Annotated in this window: 18 protein-coding genes; 3 read left to right on the top strand and 15 right to left on the bottom strand. The window is 72.1% G+C overall.

The window, feature by feature from the left end:
• Window positions 1-42: 42 nt before the first annotated feature.
• The 4 genes from V9U70_RS29170 to V9U70_RS29155 form a co-directional block, all read right to left on the bottom strand.
• Window positions 43-1,566: a catalase gene (locus V9U70_RS29170; protein ID WP_336680091.1), complete on the bottom strand. Its 1,524-nt coding sequence runs from the start codon at window positions 1,564-1,566 to the stop codon at window positions 43-45.
• A 138-nt stretch (window positions 1,567-1,704) separates the two neighbouring features.
• On the bottom strand, window positions 1,705-1,971 hold the full coding sequence (locus V9U70_RS29165) for a GlsB/YeaQ/YmgE family stress response membrane protein (protein ID WP_336680089.1): 267 nt from the start codon (window positions 1,969-1,971) through the stop codon (window positions 1,705-1,707).
• A 252-nt stretch (window positions 1,972-2,223) separates the two neighbouring features.
• Window positions 2,224-3,183: an NAD(P)/FAD-dependent oxidoreductase gene (locus V9U70_RS29160; RefSeq protein ID WP_419724048.1), complete on the bottom strand. Its 960-nt coding sequence runs from the start codon at window positions 3,181-3,183 to the stop codon at window positions 2,224-2,226.
• Between the two features lie 103 nt (window positions 3,184-3,286).
• Window positions 3,287-3,637, bottom strand: coding sequence for an ATP-binding protein (locus tag V9U70_RS29155; protein WP_336680149.1), 351 nt, complete (start codon window positions 3,635-3,637; stop codon window positions 3,287-3,289).
• Window positions 3,638-3,813: 176 nt separating this feature from the next.
• Here V9U70_RS29155 and V9U70_RS29150 point away from each other — a divergent pair, with 176 nt between their 5' ends.
• Window positions 3,814-4,647 carry a helix-turn-helix domain-containing protein gene (locus V9U70_RS29150; RefSeq protein WP_336680086.1) on the top strand — a complete coding sequence of 278 codons (834 nt, stop codon included), beginning with the start codon at window positions 3,814-3,816 and terminating at the stop codon, window positions 4,645-4,647.
• A complete protein-coding gene (locus V9U70_RS29145) occupies window positions 4,644-4,904 on the top strand; it encodes a DUF397 domain-containing protein (RefSeq protein ID WP_336680084.1) in 261 nt (86 codons plus the stop codon). Before V9U70_RS29150 ends, V9U70_RS29145 begins: the two co-directional genes overlap by 4 nt.
• A gap of 52 nt (window positions 4,905-4,956) precedes the next feature.
• On the opposite strand, the gene V9U70_RS29140 is transcribed toward V9U70_RS29145, so the two are convergent.
• Window positions 4,957-5,832 carry an AraC family transcriptional regulator gene (locus tag V9U70_RS29140; RefSeq protein ID WP_336680082.1) on the bottom strand — a complete coding sequence of 292 codons (876 nt, stop codon included), beginning with the start codon at window positions 5,830-5,832 and terminating at the stop codon, window positions 4,957-4,959.
• A 211-nt stretch (window positions 5,833-6,043) separates the two neighbouring features.
• Window positions 6,044-6,277, bottom strand: a complete 234-nt coding sequence (locus tag V9U70_RS29135; protein WP_336680081.1) for a hypothetical protein — start codon at window positions 6,275-6,277, stop codon at window positions 6,044-6,046.
• A 97-nt stretch (window positions 6,278-6,374) separates the two neighbouring features.
• Between V9U70_RS29135 and V9U70_RS29130 the strand changes: the two genes are divergently transcribed.
• Window positions 6,375-7,397 (top strand): YdcF family protein, encoded by a 1,023-nt coding sequence (locus V9U70_RS29130; protein ID WP_336680079.1) that lies wholly within the window; start codon window positions 6,375-6,377, stop codon window positions 7,395-7,397.
• A 57-nt stretch (window positions 7,398-7,454) separates the two neighbouring features.
• Here the strand turns inward: V9U70_RS29130 and V9U70_RS29125 are convergent, their stop codons facing one another.
• The 9 genes from V9U70_RS29125 to V9U70_RS29085 form a co-directional block, all read right to left on the bottom strand.
• Window positions 7,455-8,831 (bottom strand): hypothetical protein, encoded by a 1,377-nt coding sequence (locus tag V9U70_RS29125; protein ID WP_336680077.1) that lies wholly within the window; start codon window positions 8,829-8,831, stop codon window positions 7,455-7,457.
• A 62-nt stretch (window positions 8,832-8,893) separates the two neighbouring features.
• On the bottom strand, window positions 8,894-10,501 hold the full coding sequence (gene cimA, locus V9U70_RS29120) for a citramalate synthase (RefSeq protein ID WP_336680075.1): 1,608 nt from the start codon (window positions 10,499-10,501) through the stop codon (window positions 8,894-8,896).
• Window positions 10,502-10,825: 324 nt separating this feature from the next.
• Window positions 10,826-11,437 carry a TetR/AcrR family transcriptional regulator gene (locus V9U70_RS29115; protein WP_336680073.1) on the bottom strand — a complete coding sequence of 204 codons (612 nt, stop codon included), beginning with the start codon at window positions 11,435-11,437 and terminating at the stop codon, window positions 10,826-10,828.
• 4 nt (window positions 11,438-11,441) lie between these two features.
• A complete protein-coding gene (locus tag V9U70_RS29110) occupies window positions 11,442-12,470 on the bottom strand; it encodes an agmatine deiminase family protein (RefSeq protein WP_336680071.1) in 1,029 nt (342 codons plus the stop codon).
• A 171-nt stretch (window positions 12,471-12,641) separates the two neighbouring features.
• Complete coding sequence (locus V9U70_RS29105) at window positions 12,642-13,745, bottom strand: branched-chain amino acid aminotransferase (protein WP_336680069.1); 1,104 nt, start codon at window positions 13,743-13,745, stop codon at window positions 12,642-12,644.
• A 254-nt stretch (window positions 13,746-13,999) separates the two neighbouring features.
• Window positions 14,000-15,043, bottom strand: a complete 1,044-nt coding sequence (locus V9U70_RS29100) for a 3-isopropylmalate dehydrogenase (protein WP_336680067.1) — start codon at window positions 15,041-15,043, stop codon at window positions 14,000-14,002.
• Between the two features lie 215 nt (window positions 15,044-15,258).
• A complete protein-coding gene (locus V9U70_RS29095) occupies window positions 15,259-15,387 on the bottom strand; it encodes a hypothetical protein (RefSeq protein ID WP_336680066.1) in 129 nt (42 codons plus the stop codon).
• A gap of 371 nt (window positions 15,388-15,758) precedes the next feature.
• Window positions 15,759-16,310, bottom strand: a complete 552-nt coding sequence (locus tag V9U70_RS29090) for a GNAT family N-acetyltransferase (protein ID WP_336680065.1) — start codon at window positions 16,308-16,310, stop codon at window positions 15,759-15,761.
• Window positions 16,311-16,408: 98 nt separating this feature from the next.
• Entirely contained in the window at window positions 16,409-17,479 is a 1,071-nt protein-coding gene (locus V9U70_RS29085) for a S1 family peptidase (protein ID WP_336680064.1), read from the bottom strand.
• Window positions 17,480-17,665: the final 186 nt, after the last annotated feature.

Genomic DNA, 17,665 nt, shown 5'->3' with positions numbered 1-17,665 from the left:
CACGCGCCGTAGGGGCGCCCTACCGCGTACGGACCCGCAGCCTCAGGCCTTGCGCTGCATCCCGCTCCGCGCCGGGTTGCCCTGCTCAGCCGCCTTGGGGTCCTTCTCGCCCGCCTTCGCGCGCACCCCCTCCTCGACGCGCTTGCCGAGGGTGCTGTCGACGTTCGACCAGTACTGGAACGCCCGACGCAGCACCGGCTCGCTCACCCCGTTCAGCAGGTGACCGACGATGTTGTCCACCAGCCGGTCCCGTGCCGCGTCGTCCAGGACCTCGCGGACCATGGTGCCCGCCTGGCCCCAGTCGTCGTCCTCCGCGTGGTCGACGTAGGCCGCCCGGGTGATGTCGCCGTCGGCGTACCAGCTCGGCGGGGTGCCATAGCGCTCCGTGTCGGCCGCAGGGCCGCCCTTGGAGTTCGGGGCGTAGACCGGGTCCGTGGTCTTCCGGTACGCCATCGCCCCGTCCTTGGAGTACGTGTGCACCGGGGCGACGGGGGCGTTGACGGGCAGCTGCTGGTAGTTGCCGCCGATGCGGTGGCGGTGCGCGTCCGCGTAACTGAAGAGCCGGGCCAGGAGCATGCGGTCGGGGCTCGGGCCGATGCCGGGGACCAGGTTGTTCGGCTGGAAGGCCGCCTGCTCGATCTCGGCGTGGTTGTCCGTGGGGTTGCGGTCCAGCGTCATCCGGCCGACCTCGATCAGCGGGTAGTCGCCGTGCGGCCACACCTTGGTCAGGTCGAAGGGGTTGAACCGGTAGTCCTTCGCGTCCGCGTACGGCATGACCTGGACCTGGAGGGTCCAGCTCGGGTAGTCACCGTCGCGGATGTGCTCGAAGAGGTCCCGCGTGTGGTAGTCGGTGTCCGCGGCGGCCATCTGGTCGGCCTCGTGCTGCGTGAACGTCTCGATGCCCTGGTCGGTCTTGAAGTGGTACTTCACCCAGAACCGCTGCCCCTGCGCGTTGATCCACATGTACGTGTGCGAGGTGTAGCCGTTCATGTGGCGCCAGGTCCGCGGGATGCCGCGGTCACCCATCAGCCAGGTGACCTGGTGGGCCGACTCGGGCGAGAGGGTCCAGAAGTCCCACTGCATGTCGTGGTCGCGCAGGTTGTTGTCCGCCCGGCGTTTCTGGGACCGGATGAAGTGCTGGAACTTCATCGGGTCCTTCACGAAGAACACGGGGGTGTTGTTGCCCACCATGTCGTAGTTGCCTTCGCTGGTGTAGAACTTCACCGCGAAGCCGCGCGGGTCCCGCCAGGTGTCCGGGCTGCCCCGCTCCCCCGCCACGGTGGAGAACCTGGCGACCAGGTCGGTCGTGGTGCCGGGCTGGAAGACCGCGGCCTTCGTGTACGCGGAGACGTCCGCGGTCACCTCGAACCTCCCGAAGGCCCCGCTGCCCTTGGCGTGCGGCTGGCGTTCGGGGATGCGTTCGCGGTTGAACTGGGCCATCTGCTCGATCAGGTAGGAGTCCTGGAGCAGGATCGGCCCGCCCGGGCCGACGGTGAGCGAATGCTCGTCGCTCTCCACGGGGGCGCCGGAATCGGAGGTGGTGGGCTTGCGCGAGGTGTCGGTCATGTCGTCGATTCCTCTGGTTCGTCTTCCACAGGCCTGTCAGCGGTGTCCCCTGCTCCGGGTGCCATGCCGGCCCTCTGCCGACGGAGGCGGACGCAGGCGAATCGACCCGTCGGGACCTCGCCGGGCCGCCCCGCTACGTCAGCGGGAGCGCTGCCCCGTGACCATGCGGTAGACGAGCAGAACGATCACCGAACCGGCCACGGCGGCGATCCACGTCGACAGGCTGAAGAATCCGTCGATCGAGTCGACTCCGAAGAGCACCTTGCCCAGCCAGCCACCGAGCAGCCCGCCCACGATGCCGATCACCATGGTGAGAAGGCAGCCACCCGGGTCCTTGCCCGGCGTCAGTGCCTTGGCGATGAGACCCGCGAACAGGCCGATGAGAATCCAGGCGATGATGGTCACGCTATCTCCCTTGACGTTGCCGACGACCCGGCACCTCGTGGTGCCTGGCACCCTTCGCGTGTCCCCATTGCCGCATCTCACACATACGCGGTTCCCCGGACCATCGCTTTCGGGCTGTGTCCCGCGCGCCGAGTCCCGGTCACGCCGGACGGCCACCGGGCGGCGGGACGCGCTCCGGCTGCCGGGGCGAGACCCACGGCGCGGGCGCGTGCGCCGGCTCCCGCGCCCGCCCTATCCCGTGGAGCCGCCCGCTCAGCCCCGCCGGGCCGCCACCGCCAGCCGGGTGTCCTCGGCGATCAGGTCCCCGTTGACCGCGCCTGCCGCGCGGAGACCTGCCGCGGCCGCGCCGATGACCTGCTCGGTGAGGTTGGCGACGTTGCCGGCCACCCAGACACCGGGGACCTCCGTCGCGCCGGTCGCGTCCGCCGCGATCGACGAACCGATCACCGCCCCGCCCGCCTCCTGGTCGACCGGGGTCAGCCCCAGCGACTCCAGGACGGCCGAGCGGGCGGTGAAGCGGGCCTGGACCACCAGCGCCTCGCGCGGGATCACCCGGCCGCCCGCCAGACGTACACCGGTGAAGCGGTCGTCCGTGACCTCCAGACCTGTCACCTCGCCGTCCACCACCGCCACGCCCCGGGCCGCCAGCTGCTCGTACTCCTCGTCCGACGGCTCCGGGCCCATGTGGCGGAAGAGAGTGACGTCCTCGCTCCACTGCCGCCACATCAGCGCCTGGTGCACGGCGAGGGGCCCGGTGGCGAGCACGCCGATCGGGCGGTCCGCCACCTCGTGGCCGTGGCAGTACGGGCAGTGCAACACCTCCCGCCCCCAGCGCTCCGCCAGGCCGGGCACGGGCGGCAACGCGTCGACGAGCCCCGTCGTCACCAGCAGCCTGCGCGCCTCGACGCTTCGGCCGTCGTCCGCCACCACCCGGAAGCCCCGCTCGCCCGGCAGTCGCTCGGCCGAGACCACCCGGCCCGCGACGATTTCCGCCCCGTACCCGGCCGCCTCGCCCCGGCCGATCGCCAGCAGCTCGCCGGGCGGGGTCGACTCGCGGCCCAGGTAGTTGTGGACGTGGGACGCGGGGGCGTTGCGGGGCTCGCCCGCATCGATCACCAGGACCGAGCGCCGGGCCCGCGCCAGGGTCAGCGCCCCGCTCAGGCCGGCGGCCCCGCCGCCCACGATCACCACGTCGTACCGCTGCTGCTCCATGTCGTTCACGCCCGTCCTGCTCGTCATGCGGATGACCTCCTGATGAGGGAGAGCGTGCAGGCGATGCACCAGAAACGACAAACATGCTTGCCGGAACGGCAACTCACGGGAGAAGGAACTCGCACCACACGATCTTGCCGGGGCTCCGCTCCTCCACTCCCCACGCGTCCGCCAGCGCCGCGACCAGCAGCAGTCCGCGGCCACCCTCGTCCTCCGCGCCCGGCGGGCCGTCCGCCGCCCGGACCTCGCCGTCGCCGCTGTCGTGCAGCTCGACCCGGATCGCCTTCTCGATCCGCTCCAGATAGATGTGCACGCGAAAGCCGCGCCCCGGCGGAACGCCGTGCCGCAGGGCGTTGGTCGCCAGTTCGGTTACGCAGAGCAGCACATCGTCGGCGCGCTCCTCGCACGCCCATTCGACGAGGGCCTTGCGCACGAACCTCCGTACGACCGGGATCGACCTGCGCTCACGGCAGTAGAAGGCGGTGCGGAAGTAGGGGGGGGTGGATTGTCTCGTTCATCCTTCCACGCTCACACAACGTCACTAGGCTTCAGCAGAGCGGAAGGGCGTACATCGCAGCCGTACGACTTCTGACGGGTCGACAGTGGCACGAGAACGGGAAGAGACACCCCATGCAACCAGGTAAGCGGAACAGGCGGGTCAGCTCGTGGCACGTGATCGGGGCGCAGCTCGCCCACTTCCGCAAAGGAGCGGGACTGACACAACCGACCCTGGCCGAGCGGTTCGGGGTCGGCGAAGACACCATCGCCTCCATCGAGCAGGGACGGCGGGCGCTCAAGCTGGACTTCGCCATCGAGCTGGACGAACTGCTGGGCACAAAGGGTGCGTTGGAGGTCGCGGTGAGGAAGGTGCCGAAGAAGGAGCATTATCCGGCCTTCATCCAGGACTTCGTGGAGTACGAGCAGGACGCGGTGAGCCTGTTCTCGTACGAGACCCAGCTCATTCCGGGGCTGCTCCAGACCGAGGCGTACGCGCGGCTCGTCTTCTCCTGCCACTATCCGCCCCTCGAAGTGGACGAGGTCGAGAGCCGGGTCGCGGCGCGGCTCGACCGGCAGAAGCTGCTGGAGCGCAAACCCCGGCCGATCCTGCACTACGTCCTGGAAGAGAGCGTTCTGTACGGTGAGTTGGGCGATCCCGAGGTCATGCGGGAGCAGCTTCTCCATCTGCGGCGCTGCATGAACCTGCCGTTCGTCAACATCCAGATCATGCCGCGGAAGACGCCGAAGCACGCCGGTCTCGCGGGACCGCTCGTCCTGCTGGAGACTCCGGACCACGACCAACTCGCGTACGTCGAGATGCACCTGCGGGCGGAGCTGTACGACGATCCGGCCGACGTCAGCGTCCTCATGCAGAAATATGGGATGCTGCGGTCGCAGGCGCTGACCGTCGAGGAGAGCGCCCGGCTACTGGACGCACTGCTTGAAGCACTGCTTGGAGAGACATGACCCGCCCAGCCCACCCCGCCACCGCCCTTCACTGGTTCACGTCCAGCTACAGCAGCGATCAGGGCGGCAACTGCGTCGAGGTCGCCTACCACTGGCACAAGTCCAGCTACAGCAACGACCAGGGCGGTGCCTGCGTCGAGGTGGCCGCGCACCCCGCCGCCGTGCACGTCCGCGACTCCAAGGTGACCGGCGGGCCCGTCCTCACCGTGGAGCCAGCAGCGTGGGGCGCCTTCGTGCGGAGCAGCGCCACCCTCTGAGCCGCGTCACCGCAGCCCGGAGGGTGGCCGGCCCCGCCCCGGCGGCATCCGCTCACCCCGTGAGCGACTCCGTCCTCTCCACCGGAATCCAGAGCTCCGCCTGCGCCTCTGACCCGTCCGCGGACAGGTCCACCCGCAGGATCTCCGGGCCGGGCCGGGACGCGTACGGGTTCGACGGGAACCACTGGGTGAACACATCCCGCCAGAGGTACTGGAGCGTGCGCGGGAACGGGCCCGCGCTCTCGAAGACCGCCCATGTCCCTGCCGGCACGGTCAGGGCGTCCAGGCCCTCCGGAGGCTCGGCCGACGTCACCACGCCGTGGTAGTAGTCGAGTTCGGTCCCCTCCGCCCGACTCGGGTCGAGCTGGTCGCTCACTCCGACCAGCCCGGCCGGCTCCTGGTCGGAGAGCGCCTCGATGCGGCGCAGCGCGTCCGCGCCGATCCCCCGGATGAACTCCGCGATGGCCGGGTTCGCCCCCTCGTGGACCAGCGGTACGCGCGCCCTCCTCCCCACCACACGGAACTCCTCCTTGTCCACCAGCCGATATCGCACAGCACTGCTCCCTTCGACGACGAGCCGGAAGGTCAGGCGTTGCTGGGACCGCAGAACCGCGCCGCTCCGCCGCGCCTCGCCCGGTCCGACTCCGTGGACGGACCGGAAGGCGCGGGCGAAGCCCTCCCCCGTGTCGTAGCCGTACCGCACCGCGATCTCCAGCAGCGTCCGGTCGCTGCCGAGCACCTCGGGGCCCGCGAGCGTCATACGGCGACGGCGGACGTACTCCGCCAGCGGGACGCCCGCCAGCGCGGAGAACATCCGGCGGAAGTGGTACTCCGACGTCCTGGCGATCCGTGCGAGCTCCGCGGCCTCGACGCGCTCACCGAGGTGCGCCTCGATGTGCTCCATGGCCTCGTTCAGTCGCTCCAGCAACTCTTTCCCCGCCTTCCTCTTGTCGGTCCACCGTAGGAAGGGACCAGCCTGCCGGACCCGACCGTCCGTGCCCGGTTCGGTCGGGTCCGGTCGGACAGGGGCCCCGGGTGGCGGGCCGGCTCTGTCGGGGCGGGCGGGCATGCGGACGGCGGCCCACCGGTTCCTCCCGGTGGGCCGCCGTGGTGCGGCCGGGCCGCGTGGTGCTGTCGGTTCAGCTCAGCTGTGCGTCGGAGACGGTCGAGGAGACCGTTCCGGCGGTGGAGGTGGTCGCCCCCGCCGCGCCGTCGACCAGCTTGCCGAGGTCTTCGACGCCGTCGAGTGCGCCCAGGCTGACGGCCGGTTCGGCCGCGTGTGCCGTGTCGCCGCCGCCGGGGTGCGGGGAGATGGCGGCGATGACCGCTCCGGTGGCGAGAGTGACAACGGCGAGTACGCTTCGCTTCTTCATGCCGGGTTCAACGGCTCACCCCCCACAAAGGGCACGCTCCGTTTCGCGAGGGACGACCGCCCTCGGCCGGATTCTCCGCGCCGCCTACTCTGTGCCCATGGTGGTCTACGCCCCGGCGGCGCTCCTCTTCCTCGTCTTCTGTGCGAGCGTGCTCCACGACCGCAGGAAGTTCAGCAACGCTGTGATCCTGGGGGTCGCCGCACTCTGCGCGGTGGCGGCCTGGCTGTACCGGCTGATCAGGTCCGAATCGGCGTCGGGCGCGGTCGCGGTCTGGTCGTTGCTGGTCCTGGGCGCGGTGGCGTTCCTCGTGCTGACGTGTTTCCTGTTCCTCAACGGTGTGCAGATGCTCCGCAAGGAGGGCAGAAGTCTGTCCAACCTGCTCTCGCTGCTGGCCGCCCTGGGAATCATCGGGGTCGTCGCGCTGCTGGTCACCGCCGCGTTCCTGCGGACCCCGGTGCTGATCGGGGTGGCGACGGCCACGGGAGGGCTGGCTCTCTACGTCTCGTTCCTCTTTCTGTGCTTCGTCTGCTACGCGTTCCTCTACGGGCGACTGCGCGTCCGCCGGAAGGCCGACTTCGTGGTGGTGCTCGGGTCGGGGCTCGCCGACGGCTCCACCGTGACCCCCCTCCTGGCGAGCCGTCTGAAGCGGGCGCGGGAGGTGCACGCGCGGCTCTCGCGGCGGGGCGGCTCTCCGGTGCTCATCGCTTCCGGCGGCCAGGGGCCCGGGGAGGACGTGCCGGAGTCCCACGCCATGGCCGACCACCTGGTGGCCGACGGCTTTCCTCCGCACCTCATCGAGCGGGAGGACCGCTCGACGACGACCGAGGAGAACCTGCTCCTCAGCAAGGCGATCATGGAACGGGCGAAGCCCGACTACCGGTGCGTCGTCGTCACGAACAACTACCACGCCTTCCGTGCCGCCCTCACCGCACGGCGGGTCGGGCTCAGGGCCCAGGTGGTGGGCTCGCCCACGGCCGCGTACTTCTGGCCCAGTGCGACGCTCCGCGAGTTCACCGCGATCCTCGTCGCCCACCGGCGGACCAACATGGTGGCGTGTTGGCTGATCGTCCTGGCCGGAGCGGCCGCCTGGTGGGGGTCCGCGCACCACGGATTCGGGTAGGCGCGCGGAGCCGCCCCGCTCTCGGAGCCCGCCCCTCCCCCGGAACCCACTGCTCCCTCAGAACCCGCCGCCGTCGAAGCCGCCGCCTCCGAAGCCTCCGCCGTCGCCGAAGCCGCCCCCTCCGCCGAAGCCGGAGGCGTCGAAGTCGGAGCCGGAGAAGTCGCCGCCGCCCCACTCGCCGCCCGCGCCGCCGCCGAAGTCACCGCCGCCGTACTCCGAGGCGTACGCCGGGGTGGCGAGCATCGAGCCGAGCATGGTGCCGACCAGGAGGCCGGGGAGCAGGCCGCCGCCGAAGTAGCCGCCGGCCCAGGGGCCGTACGCCGGGCCCGCTTCCCAGTACGGGCGGCGGTTGCCGTCGCCGGCGTCGACCGTGCGGCTCATGGGGTCCTCGCCCCGGCTCAGCCGGGCCTCGTCCGCGCCGCAGACGGGCACCTCGCGGGACGCGCCCCCGGACGGGGTCCAGAGCACGTCGGTGACGGAGGGGCCGTGGCGCGGGTCGAAGAAGCAGGGCGGGCGGCGGGCCGGAAGCTCCCGGCCGGTGCGGCGGGCCTCCAGGACCGCCAGGGAGTAGCGGCCGTCCTCCAGGGACTGGGTGACCCCGCGGACGTCCGAGGGGTGGGCGGCCTTCTCCATCCGGGTCTTGGCGCTCTCGTAGGAGTCCAGGGCCCGTTCGTAGTCGGCGCGCATGGTGTCGTCGGCCCCCGGCTCCGCGGGATGGAAGTCGAGGCGCTCCAGGGTCTCGCCGTACGCGGTGATGTCCTCGTCCACGACGACCCGGAGCTTGTCGAGCGCGACGCGCTCCTCTTCCTCGCGGCGGCGCTTGTTGCGGCGGGAGACGGCGTACGCGCCGGCGCCGCCCGCCGCCGCCAGGGCGCCGAGCGTGATCAGGCCGGAGACCGGCGCACCGGAGTCGTCCGCCGCGCCGCCGGACCAGGAGGCGGGAGCGGCGCCCCGGGCCTGTTCGACCGCCCGGTCGGTGAAGGCGTCGAGCTGGGCGGCGGGGTCCGTGCCGGTGGCCGGGTTCTTCACCGCGTCGGTGAGGTTGTCGACGGCTCGGGTGGGCATGACCTGCGGGTCCGCGCCCGCGTCGAAGCCGTCGCCCAGGCGTACCGCGTAGACGCCGGTGATGCCGGTGTCGCTGCGCAGGGTCGGGAGCAGTCCCTCCTCCGGGAAGGCCGGTGTGTCGGGGAGCACGGCCACGAACACCGGCTTGTCGGCGCTCGTGATCTTGTCCTCCAGGGCCTTCTCCTCGGCGACGGAGAGCTGGTCGCGCGCGCCCGGGTCCACATACACCGGGTCGTCGCGCAGCGCCTGGGCCGCGTCCTGGAGGGTCCCGGCGGGGGCGGCGGACGCGGAGGAGGTCGGGGCGAGAGCCGCCGCTGCGAAGATGAGCAGCAGGCCCGCCAGCAACGTGGAGAGCAGCCTTTTCCTCATACTTCACGCTACTCCAGGCGGGCGGCGAACGTCGCCGCCCGCCCGGAGAGCGCCGGGGACCGTCACTCGGTGGGCTCGACGCCCGCCCGCAGCAGCCCGTAGGTGTACGCGTCCTCCAGCGCCTGCCAGGACGCGGCGATGACGTTCTCCGCGACGCCCACGGTCGCCCAGTCGCCGCTGCCGTCGCCCGTGGTGATGAGGACGCGCGTGGTGGACTCGGTGCCGGTGCGGCCCTCCAGGATGCGGACCTTGTAGTCGACCAGCTCCAGCTTGGCGAGCTGCGGGTAGATCCGCTCCAGGGCGACGCGCAGGGCCCGGTCGAGTGCGTTGACCGGGCCGTTGCCCTCCGCGGTGGCGACGATGCGCTCGCCCTTGGCCCACAGTTTCACGGTCGCCTCGTTGGCGTGCGTGCCGTCGGGGCGGTCCTCGACGATGGCCCGCCAGGACTCCGTACGGAAGTAGCGGCGGGTGCGGCCCTCGGCCTCGCCGCGCAGCAGCAGTTCGAAGGAGGCGTCGGCGGCCTCGTAGGTGTAGCCCTGGAGTTCGCGCTCCTTGACGCGCGCCACGACCCGGCCGACCAGGGCTCGGTCGTCCCCGAGGTCGACGCCGAGTTCCTTGCCCTTCAGCTCGATGGAGGCGCGGCCCGCCATGTCGGAGACCAGCATTCGCATGGTGTTGCCGACCAGTTCGGGGTCGATGTGCTGGTAGAGGTCGGGGTCCACCTTGATCGCGGAGGCGTGCAGCCCGGCCTTGTGGGCGAACGCGGAGACGCCCACGTAGGGCTGGTGGGTGGAAGGCGTGAGGTTGACGACCTCCGCGATGGCGTGCGAGATCCGGGTCATCTCGGCGAGAGCGCCGTCGGGCAGCACCCTCATGCCGTACTTGAGCTCCAGGGCGGCGACCACCGGGAAGAGGTTGGCGTTGCCGACCCGCTCGCCGTAGCCGTTGGCCGTGCACTGGACGTGGGTGGCCCCGGCGTCCACGGCGGCCAGGGTGTTGGCGACGGCGCAGCCGGTGTCGTCCTGGGCGTGGATGCCGAGCCGGGCGCCGGTGTCGGCGAGGACGGTGGAGACGACGGCCTGGACCTGGGCGGGCAGCATGCCGCCGTTGGTGTCGCAGAGGACGACGACCTCGGCGCCCGCCTCCGCGGCGGTGCGGACCACGGACTTGGCGTACTCGGCGTTGGCGCGGTAGCCGTCGAAGAAGTGCTCGCAGTCCACGAAGACCCGGCGGCCCTGTTCGCGCAGGTGGGAGACGGTGTCGCGGACCATCTCCAGGTTCTCCTCCAGGGTGGTGCGCAGGGCCAGTTCGACGTGGCGGTCGTGCGCCTTGGCGACCAGTGTGATCACCGGGGCCCCGGAGAGGAGGAGCGCCTTCACCTGGGGGTCGTCGGCCGCGTCGCCCCCGGCCCTGCGGGTCGCGCCGAACGCCACGAGCTGGGCGTTCTCGAACGCGATCTCCTGCTGGGCGCGGGCGAAGAACTCCGTGTCGCGCGGGTTGGCCCCCGGCCAGCCGCCCTCGATGTACCCCACACCGAAGGTGTCCAGATGCCGGGCGATGGTCAGCTTGTCGGCGACCGTCAGGTTGATGCCCTCACGCTGGGCGCCGTCGCGCAGCGTGGTGTCGAAGACATGGAAACCGTCGTCGGTGGCGTTGGCCATGGTGGTCATGCTGGTCTGACTCCTGTCGGATGAGTGAATCCGGACGATCTGGCTCCACTTGCCCCCATCATCCCGTGCGCCTCGCCCCGCCCCTGGTGAGGGCCGGAAAACGAAAAAACCCCTCGCGGGTGCGAGAGGTCTGCGCGCGGGTCTGGGGCACGATGTCCGTGCCGTACGGGGTGGTACGGGACGTTCACTGCGGACCGGCGCGCCTGCTGCCAATAATCATGACGAACGAGGACACGGCAGCAGTCTGGCACAGCGTCGGCCCGGTGACCCCGGCGTCTCAGGATGCGGTCGTGACCCCGGTCGCGTCCGCCCCGCGTCCGGCGGTCAGGCGGGGGCGGCGGTCAGGGTCTCGTCGAGGAACTCGGCCGCCTGCGCGAGCACCTGGCGGCGGTCCGTCCCCGGGAGCCCGACCGTGACGTGGACGCTGAACCCGTCGAGCAGGGCCCGCAGCCGGGCCGCGAAGCGTTCGGCGTCCACCGGCCGGAACTCGCCGCGCGAGGCCCCCTCGGCGAGCAGTGCCACCAGATCGCGGTGCCAGGCGCCCTCGATGGCGGCCTGCCGGGAGCGGGCGTCGTCGTCCGCGTTCCGGGACCGCCCCCAGACCTCCAGCCAGAGCGTCCAGTGGGGGTCCCGGTGTCCGGCGGGGAGGTACAGGCCGATGTAGGCGTCCAGCCGCGTGCGGGCTGTGCCCGGCCGGGCGAGCAGCTCGCGGCGCTGCGCCCCGAGTCGGTCCTCGCTCCACTCCAGGGTCCGCAGGAGCAGCTCGTCCTTGGTCCGGAAGTAGTAGAGGAGGTGTCCGCTGCTCATCCCCACCTCCCGCCCGAGCCCCGCCATGGTCAGGCCGTCGATTCCGCGCTCCGCGATGGTGGCCATGGCGGCGCGGAGGACGTCCTCGCGGGGCGGTGCCGGGTGGCGGCGGCGGGGGGCGGAGGTCATGGGCTCAGACTTTCGGCTGCTGCTGGGTGATGCAGTGGATGCCTCCACCGCCGGCGAAGATCGTACGGGCGTCGACCGGGACGACCGTACGGTCCGGGAGGAGCCGGCGGAAGAGCGCGGCGGCCTCCTCGTCGCGGGGGTCGTCGAAGGCGCACAGGATCACGGCGTCGTTGCAGAGGTAGTGGTTGATGTAGGAGTAGTCGACCCACTCCCCGTCCTCCCGGAGCACGGTGGGCGCCGGGACCTCGACGACCTCCAGCGGGCGGCCCCTGGCGTCGGTCGCGGCCCGCAGCACCGCGAGGTTCTCGCGGGTGACCTCGTGGTCGGGGTGGGCCGGGTCCGGCTGGACGTGGGCGACGACGGTGCCGGGGCGGACGAAGGCGGCGACGATGTCGACATGGCCGAGCGTCCCGTACGTCCCGTAGTCGCCGGTCAGGCCGCGGGGCAGCCAGATCGCCTTCCGGGTGCCGAGGCGGACGTGGATCTCGGCCTCGACCTGGTCGCGGGTCCAGCCGGGGTTGCGCTCCCGGCCGAGCTGGACGGTCTCGGTGAGCAGGACGGTGCCCTCTCCGTCCACGTGGATCGCGCCGCCCTCGTTGACGAGCGGGGAGCCGTGCACGGGGACGCCCGCCAGCCCGGCGACCGAGCGGGCGATGTGCCGGTCGTGGTCCCAGCGGGCCCAGCTCTGGGCCCCCCAGCCGTTGAACGTCCAGTCGACGGCGGCGAGCGTGCGGCCGTCGGTGACGAACGTGGGCCCGATGTCCCGCATCCAGGCGTCGTCGAGCGGGCGCACGGCCAGCTCGACGTCCGGCCCGAGGAGCGCGGCCGCGCCCTCCTCCTGGCCGGGCCCGACGACCACGGTGACCGGCTCGAACCGGCGTACGGCACGGGCGACGGCGGCCCACGCACGGCGGGCCTCGTCCAGCTCGGCGGCGGAGGCGAAGGTGGGGTTGGGCCCCGGCCAGGCCATCCAGGTTCGCTCGTGGCGGGCCCACTCGGGGGGCATGCGGAAGGAGGCGGGGGTCGCGGTCATGGAGGCTCCTGGCTCGACTGTTAGAGCGCCACTCTAACGAGTGGTACACGGGCACGAGAAGTTCCCTTCGGAATGTTTCGAGCGTCGCTCTAAGTGGAGTCACGGAAAAGGCCGCACCGGCGGGGCGCCTGGTGCGGCCTTATCCGAGCGGGGGCCCGGTTCGAGCGGGGCTCAGCCGAGCGGGTGCATCCAGCCGTGGGTGTCCTCGACGACACCGCGCTGGATGTCGAGCAGGCGCTCGCGCAGCTTGATGGTGACCTCGCCGGGCCTGCCCTCGCTCTGGGTCCACTCGCCGCCCTCGGACTTCACCAGGCCGACCGGAGTGATGACGGCGGCGGTGCCGCAGGCGAAGACCTCGACGAGGGCGCCCTTCGCGGTGTCCTCGCGCCACTGGTCGATGGAGACCCGGCCCTCCTCCGAGCCGTAACCGAGGTCGCGGGCGACCTTGAGGAGCGAGTCGCGGGTGACTCCGGCGAGCAGAGAGCCGGTGAGGGACGGGGTGACGATCTTCTTCGACCCGTCGTCCTGTGCGTACACGAAGTAGAGGTTCATGCCGCCGAGCTCCTCGACCCACTTGTGCTCGACCGCGTCGAGGTAGGCGACCTGGGCGCAGCCGTGCTCGGCCGCCTCTGCCTGGGCGAGGAGGGAGGCGGCGTAGTTGCCGCCGGTCTTGGCGTCGCCCATGCCGCCGGGGACGGCGCGGACGCGGTTCTCGGAGAGCCAGATGGAGACGGGCTTCACGCCGCCGGGGAAGTAGGCGCCGGCCGGCGAGGCGATCACCAGGAAGAGGTACTCGTTGGCCGGCCTCACGCCGAGGCCGACCTCCGTGGCGATCATGAACGGGCGCAGGTAGAGCGACTCCTCGCCACCGTGCGCGGGGACCCATGCCTTGTCCTGCTGGACCAGTGCGTCGCAGGCCGCGATGAACGTCTCGACGGGCAGCTCGGGCATGGCCAGGCGGGCGGCGGAGCGCTGGAAGCGCCGGGCGTTGGCGTCGGGGCGGAAGGAGGCCACAGAGCCGTCGGGCTGACGGTAGGCCTTCAGCCCCTCGAAGATCTCCTGGGCGTAGTGCAGGGTCATGTTGGCCGGGTCCATCGACAGCGGGCCGTAGGGGACCAGCTGGGCGTCGTGCCAGCCGCGGCCCTCGGTCCAGCGGATGGTCACCATGTGGTCGGTGAAGTGGCGGCCGAACCCGGGGTTGGCCAGGATCGCCTCGCGCTCCGCGTCGGACAGGGGGTTCGAGGAGGGCTTGAGCTCGATCGTGGGCGTCGTCATGAGTGCGTGTCCTTCACCGGTCTTGTGTGTGTTGGACCGCGCTCACGCCCGTTCACGCCCGACGCTTCTCGGTCAGGTCCTAGGACGTCCGAGCTTCTCGCAAGCCACGGCCCCGCGTTCGATTATCACTTGCGGGGGGCCGTGCACGAAATGGTGTGAATGCGGTCCGGGGATCGATGGTGGCGCCCGGGGCCGCACAGGTGAAGCCGCCGGGCGCTGATGCGACCCGGCGGCTTCGAAGTGGAGGCGTCGGGTCAGCTCGCTACGCGTACCGCGAGAGCGTCGCCGATCTCGTCGGTGGTCCGCGGGGCGGCCCCGTCGCGCTCCGCGAGGTCGGCGCAGACGGCCTCCTCGACGCGCGCGGCCTCCGCCTCGTGGCCGAGGTGGCGCAGCAGGAGGGCGACGGAGAGGACCGTGGCGGTCGGGTCGGCCTTGCCCTGCCCCGCGATGTCGGGGGCGGAGCCGTGGACCGGCTCGAACATCGACGGGAACGCGCCCGTCGGGTTGATGTTGCCGGAGGCGGCCAGGCCGATACCGCCGGTGACGGCGGCGGCGAGGTCGGTGAGGATGTCGCCGAAGAGGTTGTCGGTGACGATGACGTCGAAGCGCTCCGGCTGGGTGACGAAGAAGATCGTCGCGGCGTCGACGTGCAGATAGTCGGCGCTGACCTGCGGGTACTCGGCCGCCACCCGGTCGAAGGTGTTCTTCCACAGGTGGCCGGCGTAGACGAGGACGTTGTTCTTGTGGACCAGCGTCAGCTTCTTGCGCGGGCGGGCGGCGGCGCGCTCGAAGGCGTCCCGGACGACCCGCTCGACGCCGTACGCCGTGTTGACGCTGACCTCGGTGGCGACCTCGGCCGGGGTGCCGGTGCGCAGCGAGCCGCCGTTGCCGGTGTACGGGCCCTCTGTGCCCTCGCGGACGACGACGAAGTCGATGTCGGGGCGGCCGGCGAGGGGGGTGGCGGTGTTCGGGAAGAGCTTGGAGGGCCGCAGGTTGATGAAGTGGTCGAACGCGAAACGCAGCTTCAGCAGCAGGCCGCGCTCCAGGACGCCGGACGGCACGGACGGGTCGCCGATCGCGCCGAGGAGGATGGCGTCGTGGCCCTTGAGCGCCTCCAGTTCGACGTCCGGAAGGGTGTCGCCGGTGCGGTGCCAGCGCTGGGCGCCAAGGTCGTACTCCTTGGTCTCCAGCTTCACGTCCTGCGGGAGGACGGCGCTCAGGACCTTGAGGCCCTGGGCCACGACTTCCTGGCCGATTCCGTCGCCGGGGATCACTGCGAGATCGATGCTGCGAGACATGCCGGAAGCCTAACGGTCGTCCCACCCCATGACATGCGACGTCCATCATTTGGACATCGGACACGAGTGGCCGGTCTACGGACGGGCAAGGCGCGGGCCGCGGCCGTAGGCCGCACGGGCACGGCGGGCCGAAGGGCGGGGGTCGGGGCGCGGGGCCGCACGCGGACCGGCCCCGCGTACGGGCCGGCGGACCGGCCCCGCGCGGGGCCGGTGGCTCAGTGGCCGGTCGAGCCGCCGTTGTCACGGCGGTCGAGGGCGCGCTGGAGAGCGGCGGCGGCGTTCTTGCGCTCCGACTCGGCCGGGCGGGAGGCGTGACGGACGCGGCGGACAGTGGTCTCGGCCATGGGGATCGACTCCTTGAGGTCGCGTGCGGGCGTCGGGGCCGTCCGCGGAGCGGGACGCGGACCGGCTGGCGGTCGCGGGCCCCGACGGGCGGCACGGCATCGGGAGAGAGGGAGGTTTCGAGGCGCCGCAAAGGGGCGGGGGGCGTACGCCGCAGGGGTTGCCTGCTTCGGGGCGCGCACCCGCATCCGCCGGTCGCTCGATCGAGCGAGTCGTTCGGCTCCTACAACGCTAGGACAGTCCGGCCGTTCTGTCTCCACAGTTACTCGGACTTCCTACTATCTGAGACGGCCGCTCCCCCGCGGCCCGTCCCCGGGCCCGACGCGGCGAAGGCGCCGCGAAGGCCGCGCGGTCTTCGCCGGGAGGGCCGCGGTCACAGCAGGTCGCCGTCGCGCCAGTCGAAGGCGAGCGGGCTTTTGGGGGCCGGGAGGGGCCGGCCCGCCGCGGGGCGGAGGTACGTGCTGCCCTCCTCCTCGGGGAGCGGGACCGGACCGGCCGGGCCGAGGGCGGCGAGGCGGCCCGGCCACAGCTGCCAGCCGCGCGCGCCGTACAGGGCCGCGCCCGCGTCGGAGGCGGACAGCGCCCCGAAGTCGTAGGCCGCGTCGACGACCTGCTCCAGGGCGGCCATCACCCGGTGGCCGAGCCCCTCCCGGCGGCGGTCGGCGCGGACGGCCACGGCTTCGACGTACCCGGCCCGCCAGCAGCGGTCCGCGTGCAGCACGCGCCGCTGGACGACACCGCCGTGGGCGATCAGGGCCCCGTCCGGGCCGTACACCAGGGCGTGGACGCCGCCGAGGGCGTGCTCCCAGTCCTCGTCCCGGAAGTCGCCGTCGAAGGCGGCGTCGAGGAGGGCGCGGATCTCGTCGCGCTCGGCGGCGGTCAGCTCGAAGGTGTGGGCGGTGCGCACAGCGGGGGACTCGGCCATGCCCCCAGTCTCCCGTGCCGCCGGCCGGCCGGGCACGCGAAAGCCCGCCCGGGCCACCGGTGCGCGGCGGTCCGGGCGGGCGTCGCCGGAGGCGGGGGTCAGTAGACGGAGACCCCGTACGCGGCCAGCGCCTCCCTGACCGGCTGGTGGATGGCGGAGCCGCTGGCGCCGGAGCAGCCCGAGCTGCCGGAGTGGATGCCGAGGGCCACGGAGCCGGCGAAGTGCGCGCCGCCGCTGTCGCCGCCGGCCGAGCAGGCGGTGGTGCGGACCATGCCGTAGACCGGCCCGTCGCTGTAGTTGACGGTGACGTTGACGGCGGTGACCGTGCCGCGGGTCACCTTCGTGGTGGACCCGCTCTTGCTGATCGCCTGGCCCACGACCGCGTTGGCGGCGGAGGCGATGTCCTGACTGCTGCCGTTGTGGAGGTCCACCGCGCCGGCGGGTGAGGAGCCGTCGGTGTAGCGGACGATGCCGTAGTCGTTGGTCGGGAAGCTGCTGTCCTCGCGGGCGCCGATGACCGGACCGCCCGAGGTCGCCGCCCAGTTGGCGGAGATGTCGGTGCAGTGCCCGGCGGTCACGAAGTAACGGGCCCCGCCCTTGGTGACGTTGAAGGCCGCCGAGCAGCGGCTGCCGCCGCCGTAGATCGCCCCGCCGCCCAGCACCTCGCGGTGGAAGACCCCGGGGACGCGGCTGATGCTCACCGCCGGGCCGAGCCGTTCGGCGACGGCCTCCAGGCGGGCCATGTCCTGTGTCGAGACGGAGGAGTCGGCCTCCACGGTGACGCGGTTGGCACGCGGGTCCACGCCCCAGGAGGTGCCGGCGATCTTCGCCTCCGCCTCCAGCGTGTCCATCGCCGACCGGAGCTGGGCGGCGCTGCGCTCCACCCGGCGGACGGTGGCCCCGGCGGCGCGCGCCCGCTCCTCCGCCCGGTCGGTGGTGACGGTGACGACCAGGTCACCGGTTCCGCGGTCGAGGTAGCTTCCGGCCGTCTCGGCCCCGAGGTCGCGTTCGACGGCGGCGTCGAGGGCGTAGGCGGAGGGGGCGGGGATCGCCGGCGCCGCGTCGGCGGAGGGGGCGCCGGCGGCAGCGGAGGGGGCGGCGTCGAGGCCGAGGGCGCCGGCGACGAGCAGTAAGGAAACACTGAGGCGCGCACGGGAGTTGCGTCTCACGGGGGCTCCTTGTGAGGGGGACGTGTGGGGACGTGCCGAGCAGCATTTGACATGCTCATTACTGAACCCGCAAGACCGCCTGCCGCTGGGGCCCCGGCCCCCGAGCGGGCGGCGGCCCCCTCGGTCCCGGTCACCGGACACTGTCCGGGACCGGCTTCCGCCCTTGTCCGAAGCCCGGCTTCCCCC

The organism is Streptomyces pratensis, from assembly GCF_037137275.1.
GTDB classification, from domain to species: Bacteria; Actinomycetota; Actinomycetes; order Streptomycetales; family Streptomycetaceae; genus Streptomyces; species Streptomyces pratensis_B.
The sequence above is the reverse complement of the archived record's forward strand: the minus strand, read 5'-3'. Positions and strand labels throughout refer to the sequence as shown.